Raw genomic sequence first — 16,350 nt, 5'->3', positions numbered from 1 at the left:
TCCCCCCGGGCGCCGGGACGGCGCCCTCCCCCAACGACCTAGATCACCATGAAAGCCAACGACATCAAGAAGGGCAACGTCGTCGAGTACAACAACGGCGTGTACCAGATCCGCGACATCGAGCGCAGCTCGCCGCAGGGTCGCGGCGGCAACGTCCGCTTCCGCTTCATCATGTACAGCGTGCCGGGCGGCAACAAGCTCGATGCCAGCTTCGATGCCGACGACAACCTGGTCGAGGTCGAACTGCTGCGCCGCCAGTCCACCTATTCGTACAAGGACGGCGATGCGTTCGTGTTCCTCGATGACGAGGACTACACCCCGTACACCCTGGACGCGGACGTGATCGGCGACGACGCCGGCTACATCACCGACGGCCTGACCGGCATCTACGTGCAGGTGATCGACGAGCAGCCGGTGGCGATCCAGCTGCCGGCCTCGGTGGTGCTGGAAGTGATTGAAACCCCGCCGGAACTGAAGGGCGGCACCGCCACCAAGCGCCCGAAGCCGGCCAAGCTCAACACCGGCATCGAAATCATGGTGCCGGAGTACATCGTCAACGGCGAGCGCGTGCTGGTGAACACCGCCACCGGCGAGTTCGCTGGCCGTGCCGACTAAGCGCCTTGCGCTGATCGGTTGCCTGTCCCTGCTTGCGGCATGTTCGCCGCAGGCAGCGGACAATGCTGCCGACGCCACGCCAGCCGAACCGGCCGTGACCGCCGCACCAGCGGTGAAGGCACCGGCCGCCGTGGAGGCCATCGCCGAAGCGGAGCCCGCTACCGAGCAGCCCTCAGGCGAAGAGGACCTGGACAAGGTACGTGCAGCCGCAGGCTGTCCGGTCCCGGAGGATGTGTATGACGTCGACGACGTGCGCATCTACTGCGCGATGCCGGCCGACGTGCAGGCCTTCCTCGCGCGCGAGAACACCTGCCAGCATTTCGCCGGCGAAGAGCCGTACGACGACGAGCGTCGCCGCGAACTGGAAGAGGCCAGCGCGAAGTACTGCGAGGGCCGCGAGAAGATCTTCACCGATCTGGTCGCGCGTCATCGCGGTGACTGCGCTGTCCGCGCAGCGCTGATCGGGATCAACGGCCGCTATGACCTGGACTTCGATCTCGACCTGAAGCCCTGCGGGGGCTGATCGATGCACGCCGGGCATGGCCCGGCGTCACCGATCCGCGGAATCGGGCGTTACTTCGCGCCGAAATTGCCGCAGCCGTGGTACTGGCGGGTGCCGATGGTCAGGTTCACCTTGGCCTCGAACGCCTCACCACTCATGTCGTCCTGGCAGGTGGTGCGCTGGAAGCTGAGCTTGACGTCGGTACCGTCGGACGCCTTGCCACTCCATCCGTCGGCCCCCTCGGTGGGCTTGGCCACATCGAAGCGGCGCTCGCCGTAATCGACTTCCACCTGCAGGCCCGGCGCATCGCCGTCAACGACTGCAAGCCAGCCGGGTTCATTGCCGGTGGCACGGAACGCGGCATTGCCGGCGCTGCCATCGCCTTCGGTGGCTTCGACCGCATGGCACTCGCGATCGGCTTCGCCCTTCAGGCTCAACAGGCCGTCATCGCTGCCCTTGGTCCAGAAGCTGTTGCCCTGGCCATCGCCATACTTCGCGCCCGACGCCGCACGCTCGGAAGTCATGGCGAAGGTACGTTCGCCGATCACTACCGTCGCCGCATCCTCGCCATTGAAGGTCGCGCGCACGTTCAGATCACCACACCGGTACATGGTCTCGCTGCCGGTACCGGCGCCGGTGCTGGCAGCCGGTTCGGGCGCGGCCGGCGGCGCGGAATCAGTGCCGCCCGCAGCGGGTGGCTGTGCCGGCTGGCACGCGGCCAGGACCAACCCGAGGGAGGCTGCCAACAGACTGGGGACTACACGCATGGCTCGACTCCTTGTCGACACTACAGAGATCTTCGACCCTACCACCTGCCGGTGAGCGGGGCCTGAAAGCGGCCTGACCGCGTTCATGCGGCCAGTACCGCCATCGACAGCAGCTGCGCGCCGCTGTCGCCGGAACTGCAGGTCCAGACCCGCAGCAGGCGCAGTTTCAGCTCGCGCTCCTGGCCCTGCCCGCGCACCGACAAGCGCACGTCACTGGACAACAATGCCAGGCGTCCGCACAGCAGCGTTTCCACCGCGTACGATTGCAGGCTGCTCACCCGCAGGTTCCCGGCCAGCCAGTCGCCCAGCCAGGGCAGATCGAGCATGCGCCCGCCCTGCCCATCCATCATGAACAAGGCCGGCGATACCAGCGCGGTCAGCGCATCGTGGTCGTCATCCAGCAATGCCTGCCGCAGGCGCTGTTCCAGCGCTGCCAGCTGCCGCTCATGCAGGTCTTCAACGATGTCCCGTTCCATCCACGGATCCTTCCGGCATCGGCCGGCGCCTGCGCAGGCGTTGCGCGATCCACTGCCGCGCGCCCTGCACTACTACATAGAAGACCGGTACGAAGAACACCGCCAGCACGGTCGCACTGACCATGCCGCCGAACACACCGGTTCCAATCGCCTGCTGGGTTTCCTTCGACGCGCCCTGTGCCAGCATCAGCGGCACCACGCCCAGCGCGAACGCCAGCGAGGTCATCACGATCGGCCGCAGGCGCAGCCGTGCCGCCTCCAAGGCCGCTTCGACCAGGCCACGGCCCTGCTGCTGCAGCTGGCGTGCGAACTCGACGATGAGGATCGCGTTCTTCGCCGACAGCCCGATCACGGTGATCATGCCGACCTTGAAGAACACGTCGTTGGGCATGCCGCGCAACAACACGGCGGCGACCGCGCCGAGCAGGCCCAAAGGCACCACCAGCATCACCGCCAGCGGAATCGACCAGCTCTCGTACAGCGCCGCCAGCACCAGGAACACCACCAGCATCGACAGCAGCAACAGCCACGGTGCCTGCGCACCGGATTCGCGCTCCTGCAGCGACTGGCTGGTCCACTGCAGGGCGAAGCCGGACGACAGCTTCTCCGCCAACCGCTCCATCTCCGCCATCGCCTGGCCGGTCGAAACACCGGATGCCGGTGCGCCGGACAGGTTCAGCGCCGGGAAACCGAGATAGCGCTGCAGCTGCAGCGGTGCCTCGGTCCAGTGCGGGGTCACCAGCTCGGACAACGCCACCATGCCGCCTTCGCTGTTGCGAACGTACAGCTTCAGCACGTCCTCCAGTTCCATCCGGTGGGGTGCATCGGCCTGCAGGATCACCTGCTGCAACCGGCCCTTGTTGGGGAAATCATTGACGTACTGCGAGCCCATTGCCGCCGACAGCGTGCTGCTGATGTGTTCGAAGCCCACGCCCATCGCCTCGGCCTTGGCCCGGTCGATATCCAGCCGCACGCTGGTACCCGCTGGCAGGCCATCGGCATGCACCTCGGACAGCAGCGGGCTGGCCTCGGCCAGCTTCAGCAGCTGCTGCAGGGCCGCGCGCAGTTCGGCCTGGCTCTGCCCAGTACGCGCCTGCAGGGCGAGCGAGAACCCGGACGAACGGCCCAGGCTGTCGATCGCCGGCGGCATCACGCTCATCACCTCGCCCTCGGCAATCGTGGACATCGCCTTCTGCGCGGCCTCCACCTCGCCGGCCGCGGTGGCGCCTGCGCGCTCGCCCCAGTCCTTGAGCATGGTGTAGGTCAGCGCCGCGCTCGGGCCGGAACCGGAGAAGCTGTAGCCGAGGATCGACTGGTTGGAGCCGATGCCCGGGCGTGACGCCACATGCCGCTCGTAGGCTTCGACCACGGCCAGCGTGCGCTCGGCGGTGGCTTCGGCCGGCAGCTGGATCGAGGTCATGAAATAGCCCTGGTCTTCTTCCGGCAGGAATGCGCCCGGCAACCAGTGCAGGCCCAGCAGCAGCGCCACCACCAGTGCGGCGAACACGCCCATCACCCGCCCACTGCGCTGCAGCACCGAGGCCACGCCACGCTGGTAGCGCCCGGTCATCTTCTCGAAGCCACGATTGAAGGCACCGAACAGCCCGCCACGACCATGGTGTCCATGGGTATTCGGGCGCAGCAGGGTCGCGCACAGCGCCGGCGTCAGGCTCAATGCCAGCAGCGCCGAGAACAGGATCGACACCGCCATCGCCACGGTGAACTGGCGGTAGATCGCGCCCACCGAGCCGCTGGCCAACGCCATCGGAATGAACACGGCGGTCAGCACCAGGGTGATGCCGATCACCGCACCGGTCAGCTCGCGCATCGCCTTGATGGTAGCCCCGCGCGGCGGCAGTCCTTCCTCGGCCATGATCCGTTCCACGCCCTCGACCACCACGATGGCGTCGTCGACGATGATGCCGATCGCCAGCACCATGCCGAACATGGTCAGCACGTTGATCGAGAAGCCCAGTGCCAGCATCACCGCGAAGGTGCCGAGCAGCGCGATCGGTGCGACCAGCGCCGGAATCAGCGTGTAGCGCCAGTTCTGCAGGAACAGGTACATCACCGCGAACACCAGCAGCATGGCCTCCAGCAGCGTCTGCACCACCTTCTGGATCGAGATCTTCACGAACGGTGCGGTGTCGAACGGAATGCTCGACTCCACGCCGCGCGGCAGCAGCGGCGCCAGTTCGGCCATGCGCTCGCGTACCGCCGACGCGGTGCGCACTGCGTTCGCGCCAGGACGCAACTGCACCCCGGCGGCGGTCGCTGGGTGGCCATCCTCGCGGGTGCCCCACGCATAGCTCTGCGCGCCCAGTTCGACGCGGGCGACATCGCCCAGCACCACCCGTGAACCGTCTGCCCCGGCGCGCAGCACGATGGCTGCGAACTGCTCCGGCGTGGACAGCTGCCCATCGGCGCTGAGCGGCACGGTGATGCGCTGGCCTGGAACACCCGGCGAATCACCGATGCGTCCGGGCGATATCTCCAGGTTCTGCTGCTCGATGGCGGTGGCCACATCACCCATGGTCAGGCCGTAGCCGGTCAACCGGGTCGGGTCCAGCCACACCCGCATCGCCTGCTCGGCACCGAACAGCTGCACGCGGCCGACGCCATCGATGCGGCGCAGCTCTTCGATGATGTTGCGCGCCATGAAATCGCCCAGCGCGGCTTCGCTGACGCTGGCATCCGGCGAACGCAGGCCGACCAGCATCAGGAAGCCCGAATCGGCGGCCTCCACGAACAGGCCGTTCTGGCGCACGCTGCGCGGCAGGCGCGGCTCGATCGCCTTGATCCGGTTCTGCACGTCCACCTGCGCCAGCTCCGGGTTGGTACCGGGCTTGAAGGTCGCAGTGATCGAGGCTTCGCCGGAGGTGTCCACCGACGATTCGAAGTACAGCAGGTGCTTGACGCTGGACAGCTCGCGCTCGATCAGCCCGACCACCGCATCATTCAGCGTCTGCGGGCTGGCACCCGGGTAGCTGGCATAGATGCTGACACTGGGCGGCGCGACCGCCGGATAGCGCTCCACGGCCAAGCGCGGAATCGCCAGTACGCCGGCCAGGATGATGAAGATCGCCAGCACCCAGGCGAACACCGGGCGATCGATGAAGAAACGTGCCATGTTGGATTTTCCTGGAGGGGCTGGCCCGGGAAAGGCTCAGCCCTTGCTGCCGGCCTGCACCGCGCCGGCGCTGGCGACCGGCACCTGCCAGTCGCGCGCATCGACCACCACGCCTTCCTGCAGGCGTTCCTGGCCCTCGACCACCACCTTTTCGCCCGCCTTCAGACCGGTGCGCACCAGCCACTGGCGATCAACGCTGCCGTCGACCTCCAGCGTGCGGATCACCGCCTTGCCATCGCCACCGATCACCCAGGCATAGGCCTGGCCACCGGCGCTGCGCAGCACGGCCTGCTGCGGCACGGTCAGCGCACTGGCCGGTGCACCCCGCGGCACTTTCGCGCGCACATACATGCCGGGCAGCAGCTGGCGCTGCGGGTTGTCGACCAGGATGCGGAGGATCACATCACCGGTACGCGCATCGACGTTGATGCCGGAGAACAGCATCTGCCCACGCTCGGACAGCGGCTTGCCGGCGGCACCGATGATCGTCACCGGCAGCTCGCCACCACCGGCAGCACTGCGCTGCAGCGATTCCAGCTGGGCCGCCGGCTGGCGCACATCGACGTAGACCTGGTCGATCTGCTGTACCACCGCCATCGGCTCGGCATCGGCCACGCCGACCAGTGCACCTTCGGTCACCAGCGCCTGATCGATGCGGCCGGCAATCGGCGCGCTGACCGTGGCATAGCGCAGGTCGAGCTGGCGACGGGCCAGGATCGCGCGCGCTTCATTCACCGCGGCACGGGCCTGTTCGTACTCGGCACTGGCATCGTCGCGATGCTGCTGGCTGACGGCCTGTGCCGCGGCCAGTGCATGCAGGCGCTGCGACTGCACGCGACTGCGGCCCAGGGCGGCCTCACTGCGCTGCAGCGCGGCCAGTGCCGAATCGACATCGGCACGGAAGGCCGCCGGATCGATCTGGAACAGGGCCTGGCCGGCGTCTACTTCCGCGCCCTGGTCAAACAGCCGGCGCTGCACGATGCCACCCACCTGCGCTCGGATCTGCGCGGTGCGCACGGCGGCCACGCGGCCAGGCAGTTCGTCGTCACGCTGCACCACCTGCGGGCCGACGGTAACCACGCTCACGCGGGGTGCGGCTTCGGGCGAGGCTTCGGGGGTGGAGCAGGCCGTCATGGCCAGGGCGAGGGCCGCGATCAACGCGACCGGAGTCCTGAAGGTTCTCATTGCTGTGCACAATGCCGCGCGGGCGGCTGATAGGTTCTGAAGAACCCAGTGTGCGTGGCGATGATGGGGTTTCGATGGAGGAACTGTGGAGATACGATGGAGGCAAGCACCTTAAGGCCCCGCCCCTGCATGCATGCCGCCCCTGCCCTCGCCGCCCTCGTCCTGATCGTCGAGGATGAGGCCGAGATCGCCGACATTCTTACCGCCTATCTGGAACGCGAAGGACTGCGTACGCTGCGCGCCGCCGACGGCCACAGCGCACTGGACCTGCATCGCAGCGCCCGCCACGATCTGGTCCTGCTCGACGTGCAGCTGCCGCGGCTGGATGGCTGGAGCGTGCTGACCCAGCTGCGCCAGCGCGGCGAGACGCCGGTGATCATGCTGACCGCACTGGACCAGGACCTGGACAAGCTGACCGCACTGCGCATGGGCGCTGATGACTACGTGGTCAAACCATTCAATCCGGCCGAAGTGGCGGCGCGCGTGCGCGCCGTGCTGCGGCGTACGTTGCGCGCCTCGCGCGTGGACGCCCCGACCGCGCTGCGGGCGGGCCCGCTGCTGATCGACTCGGCCACCCACGCCGTACACGTGGAAGGCGAAGGCTACAGCCACGAAGTGCTGCTCACGCTCACCGAGTTCAAGCTGCTGCACTGCATGGCGCTGGCGCCGACCCGCATCTTCAGCCGCAGCGAACTGATGCACGAATGCCTGCCGGAAAGCGAGGCGCTGGAGCGCACGGTCGACAGCCATGTCAGCAAGCTGCGCCGCAAGCTGGATGAAGTGGGCATGGTCAATGTGCCGGCCAGCGTGCGTGGCGTCGGCTACCGGTTGATGGCCGACCGCTGATGGCCCGCCTGCGCCGCTCCGGGCTCAGCCGCCACATCATCGTCTCGATGTCGCTGATGGTGATCGGCGTCATCGTGATGATGATCCTGTCATCGTGGCTGCTGTATGCGGTCCTGGTCGAATTCTTCCCCGGCACTACCGAGGAACCGGAAAGCTGGCTGCCGACCGGCCCTGAACTGGCATGGATGGTCGGCGTGATCCTGACCGGCCTGGCGCTGGCCATCGCCGCCTCGTTCCGCCTCGCCCACCGCATCCTGTCACCGTTGAATTCGCTGGTGGATAGCGTGCGCGCGCTGGCCGGCGGCGATCTGGGCGCGCGCGCCAGCGTCGAGGAAAACTCGCCGGGCGAAGTGGCCACCTTGGTCGAGGATTTCAACGCCATGGCGCGGCGGCTGCAGCACGTGGAGAGCGAGCGTGCGATGTGGCATGCAGCCATCGCCCATGAACTGCGGACTCCGGTGACGATCCTGCGCGGCCGCCTGCAGGGCCTGGCCGAGGGCGTCTTCCAGCCGGACGAATCACAGTTCCGCAGCCTGCTCGCCCAGGTCGAGGGCCTGTCACGACTGATCGAGGATCTGCGCGTGCTGAGCCTGTCCGACAATGCGCGGCTGGACGTGCGCCGCGCACGTACCGACGTGGTGGCCGAAGTGCATTCGGTGATGACCCTGGTCGATCCCCAGTTCCGCGCCGCCGGCTTCGTGCTGGAGCTGGAAACCAGCCGCGAAGAACACAACGCGCACTGCGACCCGACCCGCCTGCGCCAGGCGCTGCTGGCGCTGCTGGAGAACGCGCGCCGCTATGCCAGCCCGGGCAAGGTGCGGATTGCCGTGCATGACACACCGGGCCATGTGCAGGTGGCGATCGAGGATGAGGGCCCGGGCATCGACCCTGAGCTGCACGCCGACATCTTCTCTCCGTTCATGCGTGCCGACGGTTCGCGTTCGCGCCAGGGTGGCGGTAGCGGGCTCGGCCTGGCGGTGGTCAAGGCCATCGCCGACGCGCACGGCGGCCGCGTCTACTGCACGGCGGGCAACGCTGGTGGCAGCCGTTTCGTTATCGAGCTGCCGCGCCAATAGCCGGCGTGGCTGCCTGTTCCCGCAGGCGGGCACCGAGCGCAGCGAGGTTGGCGTCGATCGCATCCATTTCGTTGCGCTGCTTCTCCGGCAGCTGCTGACGCAGCTGTACGCGCAGCGCCTGCCAGGCCGGCACCGCCTGTGCGCTGGCGGTGGCAACCGCTTCGGCCAGCACCGCCTGCTCATCGGCCAGCGGCAACCCGTAGCCGCCGCCCGCCAGCAGCGTACCCGGGCGCAGCCATTGCCCACCCTGCTCCAGCAACTGGCGCAGGCCCCGGGTTTCGGCACTGTCCGGTGCGGCCAGCAGGCGCCGTTTCAGCACATCGCGCGCGCGCAGCTCGGCGCGGCGTTGCGCAGCCTGTTCCAGCAGCAGCAGGCCGGCGCTTGCGCGCAGGTCGCCCTTCAGCAACCACGGTGCCCGTTGCTGTGCAGGCAGCTTCAACCAGCCGCGTACGTCGCGTGCGGGCAATGCCAGCTGGGCTGCCGCCACGCCGAACAACTGCTGGTAGTGATCGCGTGCCGAGGCGAAGTAGTAACCCTGCGCCTGTGCTGCATTGCGGTCCGTGAGTACCTGCTCGTCCAGCACATGCAGCTGCGACAGCCGACGCTTCAAACCACGCGGACTCAGCTGGGCCAGCCCGGCCTCGCCCAGCCGCGGTACACCCGCCTGCAGCAGCTTGGCGGTTTCCACCGCGCAGTTGTTGCTGACGAAGTAATAGCGCCCGTCATAGCTCCAGTGCACCTGCGCAGTGCGCTCGAGCAGGCTGGCGATCTCGCCGGGCGACAACTGCAACGGCAGCGACTGCAACCCGCGCAGCTCGACCTTGGTGTACTCATCCACCACCTGCTGCAGCGGCAGCACGAACAGTCGCGACGGGTAGCCACCGGTAAGGCCACGCCAGTTGGAAATCTGCACGTCACCAACGAAGGCACGGAACGAAAGCACACGGTGGTATTCCAGGTCCAGGCGACAATCCTGCCCAGGTGCGCGCCCCGGCTTGCAGATCACCAGCCGCAGCATGCTGTGGCCCCAGCGACTCATCGGCTGCGCGCTGCCTTCGGCAAACAGGTAATCCACCGCGTAGACGCGCGCCGGATCGAGGTGCAGCAGCGATGCAGCGCCTTCTTCCGATTCGGCCTGGAGCAAGGGCAGCGTCGTAGCGCACTGCGGCTGTGGCAGCGACGGCGGGGTTCCGAAATGGGCCTGGTACCACTGCGCCAGTGCCGGGCGCCGGCAGGCAAACTCGCTGTCGAGCACGAAATGCTCGGCGTTCACTGCCAGGTACTCGGCCGGATCTTTCAGTTCATACGCATCGGGACTACGGTCTCGGAAGTCATTGCCGCCACGGCCGAGATGCCAGGGCTTGCGCTGCCATCCGGCCAGATCACGCCAGCGCATACTGCGCGACCAGTTCGCCGCCGTACGGTCGGCAACATGGGTCAGTTCGTGTACCAGCGCGCTGCGTCGCGCACGCCGGGCGCCGGGCATGCCGTCATCCAGCAGATCGCGGCGCAACGTGATGCGGTCGCCGAAAGCGCGGCCGTGCACCTTGGCAGGAAGGTCGTCATTCCAGCGCACCTGCACCTGAGCCGGCAAAGCGCGCAGCAGACCCTCCGGCAGCAGTGACTGTACGTCGGTCAGTGTATGCGTCGCCATCTGCTGCTGTGCAGGGCTCAGCCCCGCAGGATCGAGCTGCAGGCGATCAGCCGCGTGCGCGACATGAGCGATCAGCAGTAGAGCCACGCCGTGCGTGGCTGCGTTCCTTGCAGTTGTCATGGCGTTGCCGGCCAGCGGCCGGCACTACCCGAAGGCGGGATCAACGCGCCAGCAGCGCGCGGGCCAGTTCCAGGTCGCTCTGCTGCTGTGCGGCAGTGCTCTGCTCACGCAGGTGGACAAGCGCCGCCTGCAGGCGAGCGCCACGGATCTGGCCGTCGCTGGCGACGAACGCGGCGGCATCGTCGCGTGCAGCCAGCACCACCTTGTCATCGCCCGAGCTGCTGCCCGAGGAACCGGAGGACGCACCGGTGGCCGAGCCGGCCGAGGTGCCGGCGAAGCTGGAAGCGAAGCCGGCCAGCGGCAGGGACAGCAGGGCAAGCAGCAGAAGCGGACGGGTCATCGGTTCGAAGCCGGTTGTTAGGAAGCGTGGAGCGTAACGGGTACGTGAAGGATTTGCCCGGCTCAAACGTCGAACAGCTTGCCGGGATTCAGCCGCGCTTGGGGATCGAACGCGCGTTTGACCGCCTTCATCAGCGCGATCTCGGCCGGGCCGCGAGTGCTGTCCAGGTAGCCCTTCTTGACCAGGCCGATGCCGTGCTCGGCCGAGATGCTGCCATCGAAGCGGGCCAGCACCTGCGCCAACAGCTTGGTTACGTGCTCGCATTGCGCCACGAAATCAGCGTCGCTGGTGTCGTCCGGCTTGAGCACATTGATGTGCAGATTGCCGTCACCGATGTGGCCGAACCAGACCACGTCGAAATGCGGATAGGCCTGCCCGATCAGCGCCTGGGTCTCGGCCAGGAACGCAGGCATCGACGAGATCCGCACCGAGACGTCATTCTTGTAGGGCGTGTAGCGCGCCAGCGATTCGGTGATGCCTTCGCGCAGGCGCCACAGCTGCGCGGCCTGGGCATCGCTGGCGCTGATCACACCGTCGCTGACCCAGCCATTGCCCATGCAGTCCTCGAACGCGGCCATCGCCGCCGCTTCCTGGGCCTCGTCGCCCGCGGCGAACTCGGTGACCACGTAGTACGGATGCACCTCGTCGAACGGTGCCTGTGCGCCATGTGCCTGCACGTGCTCCAGCGCCCGGTCGGTGAAGAATTCGAAGGCCTGCAGCTGCAGGCGCGCGCGGAACGCGGCGAATACCTGCATCAGCACCTCGAAGCTGGGTACGGCCAGCAGCATCACATTGCTGGCCGGCGGCGGATCGGTCAATTTCACCGTGGCTTCGACGATCACGCCCAGCGTGCCTTCCGAGCCGATCAGCAGCTGGCGGAAGTCGTAGCCGCTGGAGTTCTTGATCAGGCCCTTGTTGAGCTCCAGCAACTCGCCATCAGCCGTGACCACTTTCAGCCCGGCGATCCACTCGCGGGTGTTGCCGTAGCGGATCACGCGGATGCCACCGGCATTGGTAGCGATGTTGCCGCCGATCGAGCAGGACCCGCGCGCGGCGAAATCCACCGGGTAGATCAGGCCGTGATCCAGCGCGGCGTTGTGCACGGCCTCCAGCGGCATGCCGGCCTGCACCACCAGGGTGCGATCGACCGCGTCGTAGGCCAGTGCCTTGTTCATCCGTTCCAGGCTGAGCACCAGCTCGCCGTTGGCGGCCACCGCGCCACCCGAGAGGCCGGTGCGGCCACCGGACGGCACCACGGCCACGCCCTCACCTGCGCTCCAGCGCATCACCGCCTGCACTTCCTCGACCGTGGCCGGCAGTGCGATCGCCAGCGGCGCCGGCGTCCAGCGCCGGGTCCAGTCGCGCCCGTAATGCTCCAGGTCGGACGGATCGGTCTTCAGCTTCAGGCCGGGGCAGGCTTGTTGCAGCGAGGCAATGCGGGAATCGGTCATGACGGTCCAGCGCGGTGCATGAAGAACGGGCAAGCGTGCCAGCGGCACGCGCCAGCGTCCAGCCCCGCAGCCGTGCAGATAGCTACGGATGCAACCAATTGCGCACTGCACCATGGTCGCTGCGATCTGGCATAGTGGTCAGCCCCTGTCCCACTGGCCGTGTCGCCCCATGTCGCCGAAGAAGACCTCGTTCCCGAAGCAGGATATCCGCGTGCTGTTGCTGGAGGGGGTCAGCCAGACCGCCGTGGAGGTATTCAGCGCCGCCGGCTACAGCCAGATCGAAGCGCACACCAAGGCGCTGCCCGAGGACGAACTGAAGGCGCGCATCGCCGAGGCGCATATCGTCGGCATCCGTTCGCGCACCCAGCTCAGCGCCGAAGTGCTGGCCGAGGCCAAGCGCCTGATCGCGGTGGGCTGCTTCTGCATCGGCACCAACCAGGTCGACCTGGACGCGGCCGAGCTGGCCGGCATCCCGGTGTTCAACGCGCCGTACTCCAACACCCGCAGCGTGGCCGAACTGGTGATCGCCGAGGCGATCATGCTGACCCGTGGCATTCCGCAGAAGAACGCTGAATGCCATCGCGGCGGCTGGTCGAAGTCGGCCAGCGGCAGCCATGAAGTGCGCGGCAAGACGCTGGGCATCATCGGTTACGGCCACATCGGCACCCAGGTCGGCGTGCTGGCCGAATCGCTGGGCATGCAGGTGATCTTCCACGACGTGGAAACCAAGCTGGCACTGGGCAATGCCCGTGCGGCGGCCAGCCTGGACGACCTGCTGGCGCGCGCCGACATCGTCACCCTGCACGTGCCGGAGACCCCGTCCACGCAGTGGATGATCGGCAGCACCGAGCTGGCGAAGATGCGCAAGGGCGCGCACCTGATCAACGCCGCACGCGGTACCGTGGTCGACATCGATGCGCTGGACGCGGCACTGGCCAGCGGCCACGTCGGCGGCGCCGCGCTGGACGTGTTCCCGGTCGAACCGAAGGGCAACGGCGATATCTTCGAATCGCCGCTGACCCGCCACGACAACGTGATCCTGACCCCGCACGTGGGCGGCAGCACGCTGGAGGCGCAGGACAACATCGGCGTTGAAGTGGCCGCCAAGCTGGTGCGCTACAGCGACAACGGCAGCACCCTGTCGGCGGTCAATTTCCCGGAAGTGACCCTGCCCGAGCACGCCGACAGCCTGCGCCTGCTGCACATCCACCAGAACGTGCCGGGCGTGCTGTCCAAGGTCAACGAGATCTTCTCGCGCCACAACGTCAACATCGACGGCCAGTTCCTGCGCACCGACCCGAAGGTGGGCTACGTGGTGATCGACATCACCGCCAGCGAGGAACAGGCCGCCGCCGTGCGCGACGAGCTGGCCGCGATTCCGGGCACGCTGCGCACGCGCATCCTGTACTGATCGAAGGTTCGGCGGGCATGGCCCGGCCCGCAAGATGACGGTAGCGCCGGGCCATGCCCGGCGACATGCATCTGCACCACGCGACCCCCTCATGGAGCGGATCTGCCGGGTTGCAGTAGAGCCACGCCATGCGTGGATGGGACACCTCAGAACCTTACGGCGTAAAGGCTCTTGTAGAAGTCCCAATGGATCAGAACCCTGTCTTCCATCGACAGGAACAGCGTATCGACGAAATCCAGCTCCTCGGCATGAACCAGCCAGTCCTGCAGGCGGCTGCCCAGCGAAGGCACCGCCCCATCCACCTGGACAATCGTCAACACAGCTTCGCATGGCAAGCCAACAGCACCTGCAATGGCACTCAACTCCTGCGCCAGCCGCTCCCGCCCCACCTCTGGGACCTCCAGGCGCGATGGCACGCGCTCCCAGTTGATGGATGTGATGACGGGCAATGCAGCCTTGATCATCGCGAGTGCCGCATCCTGCTTCGCCTCACCACAGGCATGAGCCGCAACAAACGCTGCACAGCCGTCGGAGAGCATCAGCGCGCCAACCACCGGCGCGCCATGCGCTGCATGGATTCGTCCGATTCCGGATCGGCCGCGACCTCGGTCACCGGCCGCCAGGCCAGTTCCAGCGACTCCTCGCTGAGCACGAAGGCCTCGCCACCCAGCGCGCGGATCACGAAACGCACGTCGTAGTGCCAGTGTCCCGGCACGTCCTTGCGCTCCGGAATCCAGTGCTTGTCCAGGTCGAAGATGGCCGGGTCTTCCAACACCAGGCCGCTCAGTCCCGATTCTTCTTCGGCTTCCTTCAGTGCCACCTGGGCCAGGTCGCGGTCGCCGTCGGCGTGGCCACCCAGCTGCAGCCAGCGCTGCAGCTTGCGGTGATGGGTCAGCAGCAGGCGCTGGCCGTCGGCACTGACCAGCCAGCAGCTGGCGGTGAAGTGGCCGGCCAGCCGCTCGCGCCGGAACGGATCTTCCGGATCGTCCAACAATGTGCCGAATTCGGCAGCCAGTGCGTCGTGGGCGGGCTCGCGCCGGGCATAGTCCCGCAGCAGGCCACGCAGGCGATCGTCAAGCACGGCAAGGGTTTCGGCGGTCTGGCGCATGAATGGGGGCGGTCTGGAAAAATACTGCTCATTATCGCCGTTCATTGTTGCGATTGCGCTTGTGCGTTGGCTTCAGCTTTGGCTAAGGTACAGCGGGCCGTTCGCGCGGCCTTCACCATTCCAGGGTTGCCGGCAACGTATCGGCGGCCCACCCAATCCGATCACTAGGAAGTACTGCATGCTGAAAGCTCTGTTGAGGGTCAAGCCGGTTGAACCGGCCGGGCACGTCGATGCCGGCGAACCCATCGAAGGCAGCCTGGACGGCGAAGCCACGTTGAAACGGACCCTCACGGCTAAACACCTCATCCTGCTTGGCGTGGGTGCGGTGATCGGCGCTGGTATCTTCGTGCTGACCGGCCAGGCCGCGGCCAACCATGCCGGCCCGGCGGTGATGCTTTCGTTCGTGCTGGCCGGTTTCGCCTGTGCCCTGGCGGGCCTGTGCTACGCCGAATTCGCGGCGATGATGCCAGTCTCCGGCAGCGCCTACTCCTACTCCTACGCCACCCTCGGCGAAGGCATGGCCTGGTTCATCGGCTGGTGCCTGGTGCTGGAATACCTGTTTGCCTCGGCCTCGGTCGCGGTGGGCTGGTCGGCATACCTGATCAGCTTCATCACCACCACGCTGCACATGCCGTTCCCGGATGCCCTGAGCGCAGCCCCGATCGCCTGGACCGGCAGCGAGTTCATCGCCTCGGGCAAGCTGTTCAACCTGCCGGCAGTGCTGATCGTGGCGGCGGTGTCCGGCCTGCTGTACGTGGGCGTGACCCAGTCGGCCTTCGTCAACGCGATCATCGTGGCGATCAAGGTCACCGTCATCTGCCTGTTCATCGGCATCGGCGCGGCCCACATCGACCCGGCCAACTGGCAGCCGTTCATCCCGGAAAACACCGGTGTGCCGGGTGAGTTCGGCTGGAGCGGCGTGTTCCGTGCGGCCACCATCGTGTTCTTCGCCTACATCGGCTTCGATGCGGTCTCCACCGCCGCCGGTGAAACCAAGGACCCGCAGCGCAACATGCCGATCGGCCTGCTCGGCTCGCTGGCCGTGTGCACCATCGTCTACATCATCGTCTGTGCGGTGCTGACCGGCATGATGCCGTACCACCTGCTGGGCACCGACAAGCCGGTGGCGACCGCGCTGGAGCCCTACCCGACCCTGTCCTGGCTGAAGACGTTCGTGGAAATCGGCGCCATCGCCGGCCTGTCCTCGGTGGTGCTGGTGATGATGATGGGCCAGACCCGCATCGCCTACACCATCTCCCGCGACGGCCTGCTGCCGAAGTTCTTCGGCAGGGTCCACGCCCGCTTCCGCACCCCGTACGTCGCCACCATCGTGGTCGGCGTGATCGCCGCGGCACTGGCCGGCCTGGTACCGCTGAACGTGCTGGGCGAACTGGTCTCGATGGGCACCCTGCTGGCCTTCGCCACGGTCTGCATCGGCGTGCTGGTGCTGCGCTATACCAAGCCGGAGATCCACCGCCCGTTCCGCGTGCCGGCGGTCTGGATCATCTGCCCCCTCGGCGCAGCCACCTGCCTGTTCCTGTTCTGGCAGGCGTTCGTGGTGCACTGGCACCTGTTCGTTGGCTGGACGCTGCTCGGCCTGCTGATCTACCTGGGCTACGGCATCCGCAACAGCAAGCTGGCCAAGTCGCCCTGATCCGCCTACGGGCCG

The 16,350-nt window shown here is 67.1% G+C and carries 15 protein-coding genes; 6 read left to right on the top strand and 9 right to left on the bottom strand.

Going from position 1 to position 16,350, the window contains the following annotated elements:
- Positions 1–48: 48 nt before the first annotated feature.
- Positions 49–615: an elongation factor P-like protein YeiP gene (gene yeiP, locus ACZK3J_RS10110; protein WP_005409468.1), complete on the top strand. Its 567-nt coding sequence runs from the start codon at positions 49–51 to the stop codon at positions 613–615.
- Positions 605–1,138, top strand: coding sequence for a hypothetical protein (locus ACZK3J_RS10105; protein WP_049462095.1), 534 nt, complete (start codon positions 605–607; stop codon positions 1,136–1,138). Before yeiP ends, ACZK3J_RS10105 begins: the two co-directional genes overlap by 11 nt.
- 50 nt (positions 1,139–1,188) lie before the next feature.
- Here the strand turns inward: ACZK3J_RS10105 and ACZK3J_RS10100 are convergent, their stop codons facing one another.
- From ACZK3J_RS10100 to ACZK3J_RS10085, 4 genes are all read right to left on the bottom strand, one after another.
- Positions 1,189–1,884, bottom strand: coding sequence for a COG3650 family protein (locus tag ACZK3J_RS10100; protein WP_049462094.1), 696 nt, complete (start codon positions 1,882–1,884; stop codon positions 1,189–1,191).
- A gap of 83 nt (positions 1,885–1,967) precedes the next feature.
- Positions 1,968–2,360, bottom strand: a complete 393-nt coding sequence (locus tag ACZK3J_RS10095) for a nuclear transport factor 2 family protein (protein WP_032128783.1) — start codon at positions 2,358–2,360, stop codon at positions 1,968–1,970.
- On the bottom strand, positions 2,341–5,490 hold the full coding sequence (locus tag ACZK3J_RS10090; protein ID WP_478476860.1) for a multidrug efflux RND transporter permease subunit: 3,150 nt from the start codon (positions 5,488–5,490) through the stop codon (positions 2,341–2,343). The genes ACZK3J_RS10095 and ACZK3J_RS10090 overlap by 20 nt, the downstream gene beginning before the upstream one ends.
- A 36-nt stretch (positions 5,491–5,526) precedes the next feature.
- Entirely contained in the window at positions 5,527–6,675 is a 1,149-nt protein-coding gene (locus ACZK3J_RS10085; protein ID WP_049462092.1) for an efflux RND transporter periplasmic adaptor subunit, read from the bottom strand.
- A gap of 129 nt (positions 6,676–6,804) precedes the next feature.
- On the opposite strand from ACZK3J_RS10085, the gene ACZK3J_RS10080 reads away from it, so the two are divergent.
- Positions 6,805–7,521 carry a response regulator gene (locus ACZK3J_RS10080; RefSeq protein WP_478476859.1) on the top strand — a complete coding sequence of 239 codons (717 nt, stop codon included), beginning with the start codon at positions 6,805–6,807 and terminating at the stop codon, positions 7,519–7,521.
- Positions 7,521–8,597 (top strand): ATP-binding protein, encoded by a 1,077-nt coding sequence (locus ACZK3J_RS10075; protein ID WP_032128780.1) that lies wholly within the window; start codon positions 7,521–7,523, stop codon positions 8,595–8,597. The genes ACZK3J_RS10080 and ACZK3J_RS10075 overlap by 1 nt, the downstream gene beginning before the upstream one ends.
- Here ACZK3J_RS10075 and ACZK3J_RS10070 read toward each other — a convergent pair.
- The 3 genes from ACZK3J_RS10070 to ACZK3J_RS10060 form a co-directional block, all read right to left on the bottom strand.
- On the bottom strand, positions 8,575–10,371 hold the full coding sequence (locus ACZK3J_RS10070) for a DUF7844 domain-containing protein (protein WP_049462091.1): 1,797 nt from the start codon (positions 10,369–10,371) through the stop codon (positions 8,575–8,577). The genes ACZK3J_RS10075 and ACZK3J_RS10070 overlap by 23 nt on opposite strands.
- Positions 10,372–10,411: 40 nt before the next feature.
- The gene (locus ACZK3J_RS10065; protein WP_014037036.1) at positions 10,412–10,711 is read right to left on the bottom strand and encodes a DUF2388 domain-containing protein; all 300 of its coding nucleotides are present in this window, start codon (positions 10,709–10,711) and stop codon (positions 10,412–10,414) included.
- Between the two features lie 62 nt (positions 10,712–10,773).
- Positions 10,774–12,162 carry an FAD-binding oxidoreductase gene (locus ACZK3J_RS10060; protein ID WP_049462090.1) on the bottom strand — a complete coding sequence of 463 codons (1,389 nt, stop codon included), beginning with the start codon at positions 12,160–12,162 and terminating at the stop codon, positions 10,774–10,776.
- Between the two features lie 169 nt (positions 12,163–12,331).
- On the opposite strand from ACZK3J_RS10060, the gene serA reads away from it, so the two are divergent.
- On the top strand, positions 12,332–13,573 hold the full coding sequence (serA, locus tag ACZK3J_RS10055) for a phosphoglycerate dehydrogenase (protein ID WP_014037034.1): 1,242 nt from the start codon (positions 12,332–12,334) through the stop codon (positions 13,571–13,573).
- A 146-nt stretch (positions 13,574–13,719) separates the two neighbouring features.
- On the opposite strand, the gene ACZK3J_RS10050 is transcribed toward serA, so the two are convergent.
- Together ACZK3J_RS10050 and ACZK3J_RS10045 are read right to left on the bottom strand one after the other, a co-directional pair.
- Positions 13,720–14,127: a hypothetical protein gene (locus tag ACZK3J_RS10050; RefSeq protein ID WP_049462089.1), complete on the bottom strand. Its 408-nt coding sequence runs from the start codon at positions 14,125–14,127 to the stop codon at positions 13,720–13,722.
- Positions 14,112–14,726, bottom strand: a complete 615-nt coding sequence (locus tag ACZK3J_RS10045; RefSeq protein WP_080356525.1) for an NUDIX hydrolase — start codon at positions 14,724–14,726, stop codon at positions 14,112–14,114. Before ACZK3J_RS10045 ends, ACZK3J_RS10050 begins: the two co-directional genes overlap by 16 nt.
- Before the next feature lie 133 nt (positions 14,727–14,859).
- Between ACZK3J_RS10045 and ACZK3J_RS10040 the strand changes: the two genes are divergently transcribed.
- Complete coding sequence (locus ACZK3J_RS10040; RefSeq protein WP_049462087.1) at positions 14,860–16,335, top strand: amino acid permease; 1,476 nt, start codon at positions 14,860–14,862, stop codon at positions 16,333–16,335.
- Positions 16,336–16,350 lie beyond the last annotated feature (15 nt).

This window comes from Stenotrophomonas sp. 86428_Sma (assembly GCF_056481585.1).
The sequence above is the reverse complement of the archived record's forward strand: the minus strand, read 5'-3'. Positions and strand labels throughout refer to the sequence as shown.